Raw genomic sequence first — 16,457 nt, forward strand, 5'->3', positions numbered from 1 at the left:
GAAATCAAGCCGACATTGTAGGGCATTTTGTTGCACTGCGAAGCATGTTTGCGCTGAGGAAATTTCACGCGCAACAGCAAAGTCTCTTACAGCCCCATGATCATTTGAGCAATGATATTTTTTTGTATTTCATTTGAGCCACCATAGATGGATAGCTTGCGCATGTTCAGGTAATTGATGGCGAGTGGACTGGCCAGTTCGCTGGTATCCTGACGATCACGCAAGGGCAAGGCCTGCTCCCCTACTGCCTGCACCAGCAATTCGGTAATAGCCTGTTGTATTTCCGTACCCTTGATCTTTAATATCGATGCTTCCGGCCCGGGTGCATGGCTCTGCTCTTCTGCAGACAGGACGCGTAGATTGGTCATTTCCAGCGCCATCAAGTCTATCTCTACCTGTGCCATGCGTGTGGCGAAAGCGGCGTCTTCTATGAGCGGTTTGCCATTCTTGAATTCACGTGCTGCCACTCTTTTCAGTCTGGCCAGCTCGCGCTTGGCTATGCCTATGCCCGCGATATTGGTGCGCTCATGCCCCAGCAAGAACTTGGCATAAGTCCAACCCTTGTTTTCTTCACCCACCAGGTTAGCGGCTGGCACTTTGACGTCATCAAACCAGACTTCATTGACTTCATGTGCACCATCCATGGTGATGATGGGCCTGACCGTGACGCCGGGAGATTTCATGTCGATGAGCAGGAATGAAATACCGCGCTGGGCCTTGGCTTCGCGGTCTGTACGGACCAGGCAAAATATCCAGTCGGCATAATGTGCCAGTGTGGTCCAGGTCTTTTGGCCATTCACCACATAGTATTCGCCTTCGTTGTCACGCCTGCGATCAGCCGTAGCCTTGACGGAAGCGAGGTCTGAGCCGGAGCCAGGCTCTGAATAGCCCTGGCACCACCATTCATCGGCTGAGAGTATGCTCGGTAAAAATCGCTGTTGTTGCTCATGCGAGCCAAATTCCATGATGACGGGTGCCACCATCTTTATGCCAAAAGGCGGCAGGCGTGGCGCACCAGCAGCGGCGCATTCTTCTTCGAATATATAACGCTGCACGGCTGACCAGCCAGTGCCACCATGAACAGCAGGCCAGGAGGAAGCACCCCAGCCCTGGGCATGAAGTATCTTTTGCCACTGCTGGTAATCACTTTTTTCCAGTGCTATACCATGGTGCACTTTATGGCTGATGGCCTGAGGTAATGAAGTTTGCAGAAAATGACGGACCAGTTGACGGAAACCCAGCTCTGCATCGTTAAAGTTCAAGTCCATAAGCCCCCTCAGGTCTGGTCATCACAGCTTGCGATTCCAGAATATAGAACGAATGCTCAAATAAGCACGCCCGTTCACTTTAACTCTGAGCCTTACTTGCGTCAAGTGAGGGCATAAGGAATCACTAAACTGGTGCTGGATGATGAAAAACAAAAGGCGACCAATGGTCGCCTTTTGTTTCTTTACTACTCAATAATCAGGCAAGCTTGCCATGACATTGCTTGAACTTTTTGCCGCTACCGCAAGGGCAAGGATCATTACGGCCTACCTTCAGGGCGTAATTGATTTCTGGCTGATCCGTACCAAAATCGGCAACCGGTGCCAGCATTTCTTCAGGCGTTGCATCTGCATCAAAATCAGCGTGCTGGTAATGCACGTTTTCAATCTGTGACTGTGCCAGTCTTTCTTCTGCCGCATCAATCTCTTCACGGGATTGTATGCGCACAGTAACCACGGTCCTGACCACTTCGTTCTTGATGGCTTCCAGCATCTGGCCAAACAGTTCAAACGCTTCGCGCTTGTATTCCTGTTTAGGATTTTTCTGAGCATAACCGCGCAGATGTATACCCTGACGCAAATGATCCAGCGCAGACAGATGCTCACGCCAGTGCGTATCTATGCTTTGCAGCATGACATTGCGTTCGAAACCGGCAAAAGATTCCTTACCGACGATGGCAATCTTGGCTTCATAAACATCATTGGCCGCTTTTTGCACACGCTCCAGAATATCTTCATCGGTGATATTGGCATCGTCTTTAAGCATTTGCGTCAGCGGCAAATCCAGTGCCCATTCATTACTCAAGACAGCTTCCAAAGCCGGGATATTCCATTGCTCTTCGACGGATTCTGCAGGCACATATTCACGCACGATATCTTCAAACATGCCATGACGCAGGGAAGAAATCAGCTCAGCCATGTCTTGCGCTTCCAGCAATTCATTACGCTGCTGGTAAATCACTTTACGCTGGTCATTGGCAACGTCATCGTATTCCAGCAATTGCTTGCGAATATCAAAGTTGCGTGCCTCTACCTTGCGTTGCGCGGATTCTATGGAGCGGGAAACGATGCCTGCTTCGATAGGTTCGCCTTCAGGCATCTTCAGCCTGTCCATGATGGCGCGGACGCGGTCACCGGCAAAAATACGCAACAGGGTATCGTCGAGCGACAGATAGAAACGGGAAGAACCAGGATCACCCTGACGGCCTGAACGACCGCGCAATTGATTATCCACGCGACGGGATTCGTGACGCTCAGTACCAACGATGTGCAAGCCGCCAGCATTAACAACCGTCTCGTGCAGGGACTTCCATTCATCACGCAGCTTTTGTGATTGTGCCGCCTTGTCTGCATCAGACAGGGCCGCATTGGCTTCTATCATTTGCACTTGTTTGGCGACGTTACCACCCAGCACGATATCCGTACCACGACCCGCCATATTGGTAGCGATGGTAATGGCTTTTGGACGACCTGCCTGGGCAATGATTTCCGCTTCACGGGCATGCTGCTTGGCGTTCAATACATTGTGTGGCAAACCTGCCTTGTCCAGTATGCCGGACAAGAGTTCAGAATTCTCAATCGAGGTCGTACCCACCAGCACTGGCTGACCGCGCTCGTAGCAATCCTTGATATCAACCAGCATGGCATTGTATTTCTCTTGCGCTGATTTATAGACCTGGTCTTGCCTGTCCTTACGCTGGGAAGGACGATTCGGTGGAATGACCACGGTTTCGAGGCCGTAGATTTCCTGGAATTCATAGGCCTCTGTATCTGCCGTACCTGTCATGCCTGACAGTTTGGTGTACATGCGGAAGTAGTTCTGGAAAGTGATCGATGCCAGTGTCTGGTTTTCATTCTGGATGCGCACACCTTCTTTGGCTTCAACAGCCTGGTGCAAGCCATCCGACCAGCGACGGCCTGTCATCATACGGCCAGTGAATTCATCGACGATGACGATTTCATCGTCTTGCACTACATAGTGCTGATCTTTGAAATACAGGGCGTGAGCGCGCAAGGCAGCATACAAATGATGGATCAGGGTGATATTGGCGGCATCATATACAGATGCGCCTTCAGGCAACAAACCCATTTGCATCAGGATGCGTTCTACCTTGTCATGACCAGCTTCAGTCAGCAAAACCTGATGGGCTTTTTCATCCTTGGTGTAATCACCTGGTACTTCTATCTTGCCTTTGCCATCGGGTGTTTCTTCACCGATTTGCAGGGTCAGCAGTTTTGGTACTTCATTGATTTTGTAATACAGCTCAGTATGATTTTCAGCCTGGCCGGAAATGATCAAAGGAGTACGGGCTTCATCGATAAGAATCGAGTCAACTTCATCGACAACAGCAAAATTCAGGCTGCGCTGTACACGGTCTTTGGCTTCATAGACCATGTTATCGCGCAGATAATCGAAACCGTATTCGTTATTTGTGCCGTAAGTAATGTCAGAACCATACGCTGCCTGTTTGGCATCGTGATCAAGTTGAGACAGGTTGATACCGGTAGTCAGGCCCAGCCAGCCATACAATTGCCCCATCCATTCAGCATCGCGCTGCGCCAGGTAATCATTGACGGTCACCACGTGCACGCCCTTGCCTGACAGGGCATTCAGGTAAATTGGCAGGGTCGCCATCAGGGTTTTACCCTCGCCCGTGCCCATTTCAGCAATTTTGCCATAATGCAAAACCATGCCGCCTATCATCTGTACGTCAAAGTGACGCATCTTCAGGACGCGTTTGCTGGCCTCGCGGCAAACTGCGAAAGCTTCGGGGAGGATGGCATCAAGTGTCTCTCCGTTCGCAACACGTGCTTTGAACTCCGCAGTCTTGGCTTGCAAAGCCTCGTCTGACAAGGCTTCCAGCTTGGGTTCCAATGCGTTGATCTCACGCACCGTCTTTTGGTATTGCTTCAAAAGCCGCTGATTGCGGCTGCCGAATATCTTGGTCAGGAATGACATGCTATGAACGGAAAGTTAAATTCTTAAAAAAGTAGCTGAAAAATGGTTAATTTGACAGCAACAATAGGCTAACCTGTGATTTTACCATGTGACACTCAATTAACCAGTAATTGCGCATTTTTGCCTGCCATTTAAGCAAGACAGGCAAAGACTGATCAAAATCAGGCAAACAAATCGCAGATACAGACTCGCAATTGGTGTCTGAATCCGCAAACTCAAGTTATTTTTGATTCAATGTCGCAAGATTGGCCTGATTGGCGCCAGCAGACAAGAATTTGTGTGGGTTTTGTGGCACACCTTTGACATGTACTTCAAAATGTAAATGTGCACCAGTGGAGCGGCCTGTGGAACCGATGTCAGCAATATGCTGGCCACGCTTCACTATATCGCCCAGCTTGACGTGGATTTTGGAAGAATGCGCATAGCGGGTCATGATTTCACCGCCATGATCAATTTCCACCATATTGCCAAATTGTGGATGATATTCTGCCGCCACCACCACACCACCAGCAGCAGCAACGATAGGGGTGCCGCTAGGGCCAGAGAAATCTATACCCTCATGATAGGCACTACGGCCAGAGAACGGGTCCAGTCGCCAGCCAAAGCCAGATGCATTGTAAGCAACATTAACCGGTTGTATCGTAGGCAAAAGCTTGGACTGCACCTTGAAGCCCATGAGCTTGGTTTCCACCACATTCATGTAATCTGAGCGGTGTTCTATATCCACTGACATGGCAGCCAGTGCTGCCTGGAACTCGGCCAGGTTCAATTCCTGGGCTGGTTGGGTTGATACTTCAGGGCCACCGCGACCTGGCAGCTCCTTGAAATTGAATTCTTCCGGCTTGACGCCTGCCAGACCCTGCACCCGTTCACCAAGCGCATCGAGGCGTATCAGTTGCGCTTGCATCTCCCCCAGCTTGGCAGCCATGGCAGCGAGGTTTTCTTTCATGAACTTGTCTTTATTGCCAGCATCACTGGTCGCTGCCACTGGTACCAGATCGCGCAAGACTGGCAAGTCGGCGCTGGCCAGCTTGAGTGTCAGGGCAGCCATCAAAGCAGCACAAAAGGTGGTAACAAGCAGGAATGCAAATAAGGCAAGAATTACATGGCGGGAAGACAAAGTCACTGACTTTGCCTGGGTAAAGCGGGAGTGCATCAAAATGATTTGCATCAATATGCTCCTCTGAAAACGAGGGACGACCTATAGCTCCTTGTGAGAGCTGGCCTGTCCTGTTTGTGGTAAGGTATTGCGCATGTCAACATTCTCACGCCCTACCTATCCGATTAACATTAAACGCGGTCGCAAAGTGCCTGGAGCCAGCGAAGCCGGTGACTTTTTGCGCAGTAACGAGAGAATCTCCCAACTGCTACCCACAGTGCAGCGCAATCTGAAGCTGCAAAAAGACTGTGGACTCATACTGCCGCCGATATTTGCCTCTTGTGAGGTTATGCAAGTAACGGAGGGGCAGTTGACGCTTTCTGCGCCGAATGCCGCACTGGCGACCAAATTGAAACAGCAATGTCCGAAACTGCAAGCATTTTTGCAAGAACGGGGATGGCAGATTAACGCAATCCGGATTAAAGTACAAGTCAGGCGCGTCGTCGAGAAACCTGTTGCTGTTAAGCAAATAGCATTTTCAGGCAAGGCCTTGCAGGCTTTTGGACAGCTGGAACATGCACTGGAAGACACCCCGCAGAATGCAGATTTGCGCGCAGCATTGGCGCGTTTGATAGAACGTCACCGCTCTGGCAGCTGATTTCATCAGGCATCAGCCTGCACCTCAAGCGAGTGCCCACTCCCTGTCTACTTGCGTGGCATAAGTCGGTGGTGCCGTGCCCAGATCATCAAAGCTGACAATTTCATATGCATCTGGCTGTGCCAGCAAGGCGCGCAATAGCTGGTTATTCAGGCCATGACCAGATTTGTGGGCGGTATAACTGGCGAGGAAGGGATGGCCGATCAGGTATAAATCGCCAATCGCATCCAGTATCTTGTGACGGACAAACTCATCATCAAAGCGCAGGCCATCTGAATTCAGGATACGGTATTCATCCATGACAATCGCATTTTCCATGGAGCCGCCACGGGCCAGGCCTATGCCTCTGAGCATTTCCACATCCTGCATGAAACCGAAAGTGCGCGCCCTGGCAACATCCTGCACAAAGGTGGAACTGGCAAAATCAACGACGGCTGTTTGCACCGTGCCATCAACTGCCGGATGATTGAATTCAATAAAGAAATGCAGCTTGAAACCATTGAAAGGCTCCAGCCTGGCCCATTTCTCGGACTTGCCTGTGCCTTCGCGGATTTCTACTGGCTTTAATACGCGGATAAATTTCTTGGCCGCGTCTTGTTCCTGCATGCCAGCCTGCTGCAATAAATAGACGAAAGATGAAGCCGAACCATCCATGATGGGGATTTCTTCGGCGCTGACATCGATGTACAGATTATCAATACCCAGGCCTGCGCAGGCAGACAGCAAATGTTCCACCGTTGACACCTTGCCATGCTCATTCGACAAGGTCGAAGCCATGCGAGTATCGCCCACTGCCAAAGCCTGTGCGGGTAATACCACGGGTGGATTCAAATCTGTGCGTGTGAAAATAATGCCGGTATCGACTGGTGCCGGGCGCATGACGAGTTCAACCTTGGTACCGGAATGCAGACCGACACCAACGGTTTTCACGACTTGTTTGATGGTTCTTTGCTTTAACATCGCGCTATTATAGCGTTTCAGGCAATTTCTCATGCAGGCAGAAGGAAAATTAGCCGTTTCACATTTTAAAAATGAATACAAAAACAACAATTCAAATCCGCCGTGCTGTCATCACCGATCTGGATGCCATGTGTGATCTCAGCGATCAGATCAATGCCCAGCACCACGCCGCAGCCCCCAAGATTTTCGTACAAAAAACAAATCGCGAACTTGACCGCCAGTTCTGGCACGGCACTTTTGAAAACCCTGCTGCTTGTGCCTTACTGGCCTGCGATGGAGAGCAGGTTCTGGGTTTCATCACCATGAGCTGGAATGAAAACACGACTATCCCCTTCTTGTACCGACGTCGCATCTGCCGCATAGGCACGATCGTGGTATCTGATGCACATCAAAAGCGGGGAATAGGGAAATTATTGATGGATGGTGCCACGAACTGGGCGCGCGAGCATGACGCAGTGGAGATCAGGCTGGAGGTTTTTGACTTCAACCGCAATGCCATGGATTTTTATACTGCCCAGGGTTATGGCGTGCAGTCGCACATCATGAGCAAGTCGCTTGAATAAAAATATCGCATAGTTAAAAAAATGGCGCTCAGTTAAAAAACTGTGCGCCATTTTTTATGCCAGTCAGAAAACCTGATTAGCCCAATTGTGCTAGCAGAGTTTCTGCGTTAGACACTTCAAACTTGCCGCCTTCTTCAATATTCAGTTGCTTGACGACACCGTCAACAGCCAACAGAGAATAACGCTGCGAGCGTGTGCCCATGCCAAATTTGCTGAAATCTGCATCCAGGCCCAGCGCCTTGCTGAAATCTGCATTGCCGTCTGCCATCATGCGGACGATGCCCGTGGATTTTTGATCACGGCCCCATGCGCCCATGACGAATGCGTCATTGACGGAGATACACCAGATTTCATCAACGCCCTTGGCTTTCAAATCTGCTGCCAGTGCAACATAGCCAGGCACATGTTTGGCTGAGCAAGTTGGCGTGTACGCGCCAGGCAAGCCAAAAATCGCAATGGTTTTACCTTTGGTCAGGTCTGCGACTTTGAAAGTATTTGGTCCGAGTGAACATCCTTCTGATTCCACTTCAATAAATTCTGCCAGGCTGCCTTCAGGCAGGGTATCGCCAATCTTGATTGTCATTTTATGTACTCCCTAGATAAGTATTCGGATATTCATTGCCTTGCTGTATGCCGCCTCCGCCAAAAGCAGGAAGTTTGAGCCATATCAACACCGACAGTGAAGGACGCAAGTATGCCTGAGCTAGAATTTTCTTGCAGAAGTTAAAAGGTAAAAGCTTAAGACCATTAACCACAGAGGCACAGAGACACCGAGAAAGGCAAGAGAACCCCAAAGCTTTTTCTCTCTTGTTTTTCCTCTGTGGTGTAGCAGGGAATTCGTGCGGCATGCCGCGCGCCTGCGGAACGAAGTCTGCTTGCAAGCAGACTTTCCACCCTCCGTGTCTCTGTGGTGAGCCTTTCGGTCTATTATTTCGATCTACCAAATAAAAAACGCCAGCCTCTTCCGAAGCTGGCGTTCTGCTGAAAAACCAGATAAATCAGTCAGCCTGTTTGCGCAGGAAAGCTGGGATATCGTAAGTTTCCATGCCATTTTTTTCCAGGGCACGTACTGTTTCTGATGCAGATTCACGGCGCCATACTGCAGGTTTGCTCAGGCCATCAAAACCTGCGGAACCTGTTGCAGAACCGGTGCTGATGGTGGCAGATGTCATGACCGGGCTGGCCATCACGGTCTCATTGTGAGTACCAGTACGCAGCATAGGTGTTTGCACCAGCTGGATATTTTTCTTGCCACGGCCCAGGCCAGTTGCAACTACCGTTACACGGATATCGTCACCCATGTTGTCGTCGTAAGCAATACCCTGTGCGATCGATGCATCCGGTGCAGCAAAGGCGCGCACTGTAGACATGACTTCCTTGATCTCTTTACCTTTGAGACCGCGGCTCGCTGTGACATTCACCAGCACGCCGCGTGCACCAGACAAATCGATACCATCCAGCAGTGGAGATGCAACTGCCTGCTCAGCAGCGATGCGTGCGCGGTCAACACCAGAAGCTGTCGCCGTACCCATCATGGCCTTGCCTTGTTCGCCCATGATGGTTTTCACGTCATTGAAGTCGACGTTGATATGGCCAGGCACATTGATGATCTCGGCAATACCGGCGACGGCATTGTTCAGGACATCATCTGCATGTTGCAGCCATTCGATCATGCTGTCGTCTTCATAAATCTCTTCGAGTTTTTCGTTGAGAATGATGATGAGGGAATCGACGTGCTGAGACAAGGCTTCCAGGCCTTCGTCGGCGATGTCCATGCATTTCTGACCTTCGTAGGAAAATGGTTTGGAAACCACGGCCACGGTCAGCGCGCCCAATTCCTTGGCGACTTGCGCAACTACAGGAGCCGCACCAGTACCTGTACCACCGCCCATACCGGCAGCGATGAAGACCATGTGCGCACCGCGCAATGCGTCTTCGATGCGGGCACGGGAATCTTCCGCCAGCTTGCGGCCGACTTCCGGTTTCATGCCAGCGCCCAGACCAGTTTCGCCGATCTGTATCACATTATTTGCTTTAGACTGCAACAGTGCTTGTGCATCTGTGTTTGCTGCTATGAACTCAACGCCGGACACGCCTTTGTTGATCATGTGCTGAACCGCATTGCCGCCTGCGCCACCTACGCCGACAACCTTGATTACGGTGCCTTGTGTGGCGTTATCAACCATATCGAACTCCATCATGACTCCTCCAGGTAGGCAGTTATCAGTCGCTAGGCATCACCGGGATGTGACGACTAGCGACTAATAACTGTATATCGAACTATTATAAAATGACTACACTAAATTAGATACAAAATACAAGCTAAAAATTCCCTAAAAACCACTCTTTCATGCGTTGCCAGACCGCTTTGGCCGAACCTTCTTGCCTAGTGACCAGATGACCGCGCAAATACTGCTTCTTCGCTTCCAACAACAACCCCAAAACTGTGGCATAACGCAGGCTGCGCACGACATCTGCCAACTGCCCGCTATACGCCGGCATACCTAATCTGGTCGGCTTCAAAAAGATGTCTTCGGCCATCTCGACCATGCCCGGCATGGCAGCAGAACCACCTGTCAAAACAATGCCGGATGAGAGCACATCTTCATAACCGGATTCGCGCACCACCTGGTGCACGAGCGCAAACAATTCCTCTACACGCGGTTCTATCACTGCCGCCAAAGCCTGGCGCGACAAGGAGCGCGGGCCACGGTCACCCAGGCCAGGCACTTCCAGCGTATCGGACGGGTCAGCCAATACCTGCTTGGCGACACCAAACCGCACCTTGATTTCTTCTGCTTCTGAAGTCGGTGTGCGCAAGGCCATGGCGATATCATTAGTGATCTGGTCACCGGCAATCGGTATTACTGCGGTATGACGTATCGCACCTTCGCTGAATACCGCCACGTCAGTGGTGCCGCCGCCGATATCAATGAGTACCACGCCCAGTTCTTTTTCGTCCTTGGTCAGCACTGCTTCAGCCGACGCCATCGGTTGCAGGATCAAGTCAGATACTTCAAGGCCGCAACGGCGTACACATTTGACGATGTTCTGTACTGCAGACACGGCACCGGTAACGATATGCACCTTGACTTCGAGGCGTATGCCACTCATGCCTATAGGTTCGCGCACATCGTCCTGGCTATCGACAATAAATTCCTGCGGCAAGGTATGCAGTAATTGCTGGTCAGTTGGGATGTTGACGGCCTTGGCAGTTTCTATCACGCGCGAAACGTCAGCTGCGGTGACTTCTTTATCCTTGATCGCCACCATGCCGCTGGAATTAAAGCTGCGGATATGACTACCGGCTATGCCTGTGTACACATTGCGTATCTTGCAGTCGGCCATCAACTCGGCTTCTTCCAAGGCGCGCTGTATGGATTCGACGGTCGCCTCGATATTGACGACGACACCTTTTTTCAAGCCCTTGGATTCGTGCTGGCCCAGGCCTATGACTTCATGCCTGCCGTCAGGCATGACTTCCGCCACGACCGCCACTATTTTTGAGGTGCCGATATCGAGACCAACGATCAGATTTTTAGCGTCTTTTGTCATGTCTTTCCACTTGCTTTTGTTTGCTTTTTCGATCCGATATTACTGTGACTCGATTTGAGCGCCAGGCCATTCGGATAACGCATGTCCACACTTTCAATACTGTCTTGCAAACTGGCCAGCAGTTGCGGGTAAACTGTCATCAATTTATCTACCCTGCTCTTGAGCGTTGTTGCATCCTGCACCCTGCCCAATTGCACCTGCATGCCGTTATTCAACTTCAGACTCCAGGCATAGCGGCTGGAATAATTCACTGAATCCGGTGCCAGGTTAATTTTGGCAAACCAGTTTTTAAATTCCAGATACTGCGCCAGTACTTCTTTCTCACTACCCTCTGGACCACTCAGTGCCACCAGGTCTGTATCATCTTCAGCTTCTGCCAGGTTGGCGGTAAATACATCGCCCTTGGCAGAAATCAATTGCCCATCTTCGCCCCAGGTCCCCAGCGCCACATGCTCTTCCAAAGTGACGATGAGTTTGTTGGGCCATTCTCTTTGCACCCTGGCTTTGCGCACCCAGGGTACGGTTTCAAACGCGGCGCGCACACTGTCCAGATTTGCGGTAAAAAAATTACCCCTGATCTTGGGTAGTGCCGTGTTCCTGATCGTGAGCGGATTGACATGCTGCAAGCCCGCACTATTACTTGCATTGCTGGCTTCCACCCGTATTACCTTCAGGGTAAAAAACGGCCTCTGTATTACCCACCACACACCGGACAACACCAGAATGAACAACACCAGCCCAAACAGGGCATTCGCGGTATTGTTCATCAGCTTGCTGTCATGCCACATTTTTTATCCTGCTTATTTCTTTGCTTGCGATTTGATTTTCAAACTCGCCATTTTCAAAATTTCCACGCACAAATCTTCATAACTGATACCGACTGCCTTGGCAGCCATCGGCACCAGTGAATGCCCTGTCATGCCCGGCGAAGTATTAATTTCAATTAAAAACGGTTTGTTATCTGACTTGCGCAACAAGACATCAACCCTGGCCCAGCCTTCGCAATCCAGTGCACGGTAGGCATCAACTGCCATCTTCCGGATGGTGTCGGTCAAATCCTGGTCCAGCACTGCAGGGCAAATGTACTTGGTATCGTCAGTAAAATACTTATTCTGGTAATCGTAATTGCCATCGGGTGCGACGATCTCAGTAATCGGCAAGGCATACGCCTGCTCACCTTTGCCCAGTATCGCCACCGTCAGTTCACGACCTTCAACAAATTCTTCTGCCAGCACGACTTCATCAAACTGGGCAGCCAAAGCATAAGCTTCCTGCATATCGGAATAACCGACGACCTTGGTAATACCTATTGTAGAACCCTCATGTGGCGGCTTGATGATGAGTGGCAAACCCAGTTCATCCGGCACGCGGCGCAACTCAGTCTGGCCTGTCAATACAGCATAGGCCGGTGTACTCAGGCCATAGGTTTGCCAGATGCGCTTGGTAAAAATCTTGTCCATGGCGATTGCCGACGCCATGACACCGCTGCCGGTATAAGGAATATTCAATTGTTCCAGCACACCTTGCAAGCTGCCATCTTCACCATAACGGCCATGCAGGGCGATAAAGACGCGGTCAAATTTTTCTGCTGCCAGTTCGGCGACACTGCGTTCTGCCGTGTCAAAGCCATGGGCATCTATTCCCTTGCTCAACAAAGCTTGCAAGACACCCTTGCCGGACATCAGGGAAACTTCGCGTTCAGCCGAACGCCCGCCAAACAGCACGCCTACTTTGCCCAGAGATTTCAAATTCAATTCGCTCATGATGATCTGATCACTTGTTTTCTACATTTACACTGACTGCGCCAGTTTTGCCGGCACAGCATTGATGGAACCTGCGCCCATGACGATGACCACATCGCCGTCTTTCAATATTCGCACTATGCTATCCGGCATTTCCAGAATATCTTCTACAAATACTGGCTCTACCTTGCCCATGACGCGCAAGGCGCGGGACAGGGAGCGACCATCTGCTGCAAGTATCGGTGCTTCACCTGCTGCGTAGACTTCTGCCAGCACTACTGCATCTGCATCAGAAATCACTCGCACGAAATCTTCAAACAGATCGCGGGTACGGGTATAGCGATGCGGCTGAAAAGCCAGCACCAGCCTGCGGCCTGGATAAGCACCACGCGCTGCTGCCAAAGTCGCGGCCATTTCCACAGGATGATGGCCATAGTCATCAACCAGGGCAAAAGTACCACCGCTTGCCAGAGCGATTTCACCATAACGGGTAAAGCGACGGCCTACACCGTTGAATTCGCTCAGGGCTTTTTGCGTTGCCTCATCGCTGACGCCAACTTCACGTGCAATAGCTATCGCGGCGCAGGCATTTTGTACATTGTGCATGCCAGGCTGGTTCAGGCTGACCTGCATATTCTCATAGCCATCTTGCACTACCGTGAAATGCATCTTGCCATTGGCTGCTGTGGCATCAACTGCGCGTACATCGGCATCTGCATGAAAACCATATGTGACGATGGGCTTGGACACGAAAGGCATGATTTCACGCACATTTGCATCATCCAGGCACAAAACGGCAACACCATAGAATGGCAGGCGCTGGGTAAATTCGATGAAAGCCTGTTTCAGGCGGGCGAAGTCATGGCCATAGGTTTCCATATGGTCAGCATCGATATTGGTAATGACTTCGATGACAGGCAAGAGATTGAGGAAAGAAGCATCAGATTCATCAGCTTCTGCCACGATGAAATCGCCACTGCCCAGCTTGGCATTGGCACCGGCACTATTTAGCAAACCGCCAATAACGAACGTCGGGTCGAGACCACCTTGCGCCAATACACTGGCAACCAGGCTGGTGGTTGTAGTCTTGCCATGGGTACCGGCAATCGCGATACCGCTTTTCAGACGCATGAGTTCTGCCAGCATCATTGCGCGTGGCACGATAGGAATATGTTTGGCGCGTGCGGCGATGACTTCAGGGTTATCGCCCTTGACTGCGGTCGATGTCACGACGGCATCTGCGCCATCAATATTTTCCGCCGCATGGCCTTGCACGACATTGGCACCCAATTGCGCCAGGCGTTTTGAAGCAGCATTGCTGCCGAGGTCAGAACCGGAAATGGTGTAACCCAGGTTCAACAAGACTTCGGCGATGCCGCTCATGCCTGATCCGCCTATGCCGACAAAATGGATGTGTTTGACTTTGTGTTTCATGCTAATGCTTCCAGAATATGGGCGATGTTGGCACTGGCTTCGCGCTGCCCGAGGGCGTAGGCTGTTTCAGCCATCGCCAGGCATTGCGCTCTGTCCAGTACTTTTAATTTCTCTGCCAGCAAGGCTGGGCTTAATTCAGTTTGTGGCAAATGGATGGCGGCTTTTTGTCCTGCCATCCAGATGGCGTTTTCTTTTTGGTGTGAAGTACTCGACGCCATGAAAGGCACGAGTATGCTGGCCACACCGGCAGCAGTCAGTTCAGACACGGTAATCGCACCGGCACGGCAAATCACCAGATCAGCCTCGGCATAACGGCGCGGCATGTCGTCAATAAAATCCAGCACTTCTGCCTGCACACCAGCCTGCGCATAGCTCTGGCGCAAGGCTTCTATATGTTGTTTGCCCGACTGATGCGTAATCACAGGACGCTGTACTTCCGGCAGCAAGGCCACCGCCTGCGGTACTGCATCATTCAATACCTTGGCACCCAGGCTGCCGCCAACTACCAGTATGCGCAAAGGGCCAGTGCGGTTTGCATAACGTGTTGCTGGTGCTGGCAATTCGCATATTTCTTTGCGTATAGGATTGCCGATGACTTCTGTTTTTTTATCCGCATTCACCGTTGCCGATGGCAGGCCAAACAATAATTTGCTGGCGAAAGGACGCAAAGCCTTGTTCGACAACAGCAAGGCAGCATCGGCATTCATCAGCACAACCGGCTTGCCACGCAAGACTGCCATGATGCCACCAGGCACGGTCACATAACCGCCCATGCCCAATACCACGTCTGGCTGACGACGACCGATGATGCTAAAGCAGCTAAAGAAACTCTTGAGCAACTTGAAAGCACCGCTGACCGTATGCGACAAACCCTTGCCACGCAAGCCAGAGAAATCAATATTGTCCATGACGATATTGTGTTTGGGGACAATCTGTCCTTCCATGCCAATTTGCGTGCCCAGCCAGCTGACTTGCCAGCCGCGTTCGCGCATGATGTCGGCTATCGCCAGGCCAGGGAAAATATGTCCACCTGTGCCCGCTGCCATGATCAGCAATTTTTTTGGCATTTTTTGTATGGCCTGGCTCATGCGCGGCCTCCACGCATCAAAACGCGGTTTTCATAATCAACACGTAACAAAATCGCCAAACCCACACAATTAATCATGACACCAGAACCACCGTAACTCATCAAAGGCAGGGTCAAACCCTTGGTAGGCAACAAGCCCAGGTTAACCCCCATATTAATAAACGCCTGCACACCTATCCAGATACCTATGCCCTTGGCCAGCAAACCGGCAAAGGTTTGATCCAGTGCTATCGCTTGCCTGCCAATTTCAAAAGCGCGTTTCAGCAACCAGTAAAATAAAAGCACCACCGCCATGACACCAACGAATCCCAGCTCTTCTCCGATGACAGCCAGCAAAAAATCTGTGTGCGCTTCTGGCAAATAATGCAGTTTTTGTACGCTGGCACCCAGACCCACACCAAACAATTCACCACGGCCAAAGGCAATCAATGAGTGGGTCAACTGATATGCCTTGCCCAAAGCATGGTCTTCTTCAAATGGGCTGAGGTAGGCAAAAATACGCTCACGCCTCCAGGGCGACGCCAGAATAACCGCAGTAAAGATGCCAACCAGGGTTGCTGCAATCCCGCCAAACCAGACGCCGTTAATGCCACCCAAAAACAAAATACCCATGGCAATACAAACAATAACGCCAAAAGCACCCAGGTCGGGCTCCAGCAAAAGCAACAAACCAACGATACCAACTGCTGCCAGCATGGGTACGAAACCCTTGGTCAGTTTGTGCATGTATTCCTGTTTGCGCACGGTATAGTCAGCGGCATACAAAACCATGAACAACTTCATCAACTCTGATGGCTGCAAATTCAATACCTTGAAGGACAGCCAGCGTTTGGCACCGTTCACGCCTTTACCCAGGCCAGGTATCAATACAGCCACCAGCAACACCAGGGTCGCCACAAATAAATAAGGCGCATATTTTTGCCAGGTCGCAATCGGAATACGAAACACCAGCGCGCCAGCAATCAGGGATACGCCGACAAACATGGCCTGACGTATGAGGAAATGCGAATTCTTGTAATTGGCATACTTGGGTGAATCCGGCAAAGAAATGGAAGCGGAATACACCATGACCATGCCAAACAACATCAGTATCACCGTCACCCATACCAGAGGCTGGTCATAGTCCATCATCTTG

The 16,457-nt window shown here is 50.9% G+C and carries 14 protein-coding genes; 2 read left to right on the forward strand and 12 right to left on the reverse strand.

All coding sequences use genetic code 11. The features are described 5' to 3' along the window. Nucleotides 1–86: 86 nt before the first annotated feature. The 3 genes from DFR42_RS12205 to DFR42_RS12215 all read right to left on the reverse strand — a co-directional run bounded on the left by DFR42_RS12205 (nucleotide 87) and on the right by DFR42_RS12215 (nucleotide 5,395). Nucleotides 87–1,268 carry an acyl-CoA dehydrogenase family protein gene (locus tag DFR42_RS12205; protein ID WP_110255254.1) on the reverse strand — a complete coding sequence of 394 codons (1,182 nt, stop codon included), beginning with the start codon at nucleotides 1,266–1,268 and terminating at the stop codon, nucleotides 87–89. Nucleotides 1,269–1,464: 196 nt separating this feature from the next. Further along, on the reverse strand, nucleotides 1,465–4,224 hold the full coding sequence (secA, locus tag DFR42_RS12210; protein ID WP_110255255.1) for a preprotein translocase subunit SecA: 2,760 nt from the start codon (nucleotides 4,222–4,224) through the stop codon (nucleotides 1,465–1,467). 220 nt (nucleotides 4,225–4,444) lie between these two features. Further along, nucleotides 4,445–5,395: a M23 family metallopeptidase gene (locus DFR42_RS12215; protein ID WP_110255256.1), complete on the reverse strand. Its 951-nt coding sequence runs from the start codon at nucleotides 5,393–5,395 to the stop codon at nucleotides 4,445–4,447. Nucleotides 5,396–5,477: 82 nt separating this feature from the next. Here DFR42_RS12215 and DFR42_RS12220 point away from each other — a divergent pair, with 82 nt between their 5' ends. Next, a complete protein-coding gene (locus DFR42_RS12220) occupies nucleotides 5,478–5,981 on the forward strand; it encodes a DciA family protein (protein ID WP_110255257.1) in 504 nt (167 codons plus the stop codon). 24 nt (nucleotides 5,982–6,005) lie between these two features. On the opposite strand, the gene lpxC is transcribed toward DFR42_RS12220, so the two are convergent. Next, the gene (gene lpxC, locus DFR42_RS12225; RefSeq protein ID WP_110255258.1) at nucleotides 6,006–6,941 is read right to left on the reverse strand and encodes a UDP-3-O-acyl-N-acetylglucosamine deacetylase; all 936 of its coding nucleotides are present in this window, start codon (nucleotides 6,939–6,941) and stop codon (nucleotides 6,006–6,008) included. A 71-nt stretch (nucleotides 6,942–7,012) separates the two neighbouring features. On the opposite strand from lpxC, the gene DFR42_RS12230 reads away from it, so the two are divergent. After that, the gene (locus DFR42_RS12230) at nucleotides 7,013–7,504 is read left to right on the forward strand and encodes a GNAT family N-acetyltransferase (RefSeq protein WP_110255259.1); all 492 of its coding nucleotides are present in this window, start codon (nucleotides 7,013–7,015) and stop codon (nucleotides 7,502–7,504) included. Nucleotides 7,505–7,580: 76 nt separating this feature from the next. Here DFR42_RS12230 and DFR42_RS12235 read toward each other — a convergent pair whose 3' ends face one another. The 8 genes from DFR42_RS12235 to ftsW all read right to left on the reverse strand — a co-directional run bounded on the left by DFR42_RS12235 (nucleotide 7,581) and on the right by ftsW (nucleotide 16,453). Continuing rightward, the gene (locus DFR42_RS12235; RefSeq protein WP_110255260.1) at nucleotides 7,581–8,087 is read right to left on the reverse strand and encodes a peroxiredoxin; all 507 of its coding nucleotides are present in this window, start codon (nucleotides 8,085–8,087) and stop codon (nucleotides 7,581–7,583) included. 415 nt (nucleotides 8,088–8,502) lie between these two features. Then, on the reverse strand, nucleotides 8,503–9,702 hold the full coding sequence (gene ftsZ, locus DFR42_RS12245; RefSeq protein ID WP_110255542.1) for a cell division protein FtsZ: 1,200 nt from the start codon (nucleotides 9,700–9,702) through the stop codon (nucleotides 8,503–8,505). 124 nt (nucleotides 9,703–9,826) lie between these two features. Continuing rightward, entirely contained in the window at nucleotides 9,827–11,059 is a 1,233-nt protein-coding gene (gene ftsA / locus DFR42_RS12250) for a cell division protein FtsA (RefSeq protein WP_110255262.1), read from the reverse strand. Further along, nucleotides 11,056–11,847 (reverse strand): cell division protein FtsQ/DivIB, encoded by a 792-nt coding sequence (locus DFR42_RS12255; protein WP_110255263.1) that lies wholly within the window; start codon nucleotides 11,845–11,847, stop codon nucleotides 11,056–11,058. The genes ftsA and DFR42_RS12255 overlap by 4 nt, the downstream gene beginning before the upstream one ends. Nucleotides 11,848–11,859: 12 nt before the next feature. Continuing rightward, complete coding sequence (locus DFR42_RS12260; protein ID WP_211324285.1) at nucleotides 11,860–12,822, reverse strand: D-alanine--D-alanine ligase; 963 nt, start codon at nucleotides 12,820–12,822, stop codon at nucleotides 11,860–11,862. Between the two features lie 27 nt (nucleotides 12,823–12,849). After that, entirely contained in the window at nucleotides 12,850–14,235 is a 1,386-nt protein-coding gene (gene murC, locus DFR42_RS12265; protein ID WP_110255265.1) for a UDP-N-acetylmuramate--L-alanine ligase, read from the reverse strand. Next, nucleotides 14,232–15,323, reverse strand: coding sequence for an undecaprenyldiphospho-muramoylpentapeptide beta-N-acetylglucosaminyltransferase (gene murG / locus DFR42_RS12270; RefSeq protein WP_245936939.1), 1,092 nt, complete (start codon nucleotides 15,321–15,323; stop codon nucleotides 14,232–14,234). Before murG ends, murC begins: the two co-directional genes overlap by 4 nt. Further along, nucleotides 15,320–16,453: a putative lipid II flippase FtsW gene (gene ftsW, locus DFR42_RS12275; protein ID WP_245936959.1), complete on the reverse strand. Its 1,134-nt coding sequence runs from the start codon at nucleotides 16,451–16,453 to the stop codon at nucleotides 15,320–15,322. Before ftsW ends, murG begins: the two co-directional genes overlap by 4 nt. Nucleotides 16,454–16,457 lie beyond the last annotated feature (4 nt).

The organism is Undibacterium pigrum (assembly GCF_003201815.1).
In the GTDB taxonomy this organism is placed as follows: domain Bacteria; phylum Pseudomonadota; class Gammaproteobacteria; order Burkholderiales; family Burkholderiaceae_D; genus Undibacterium; species Undibacterium pigrum.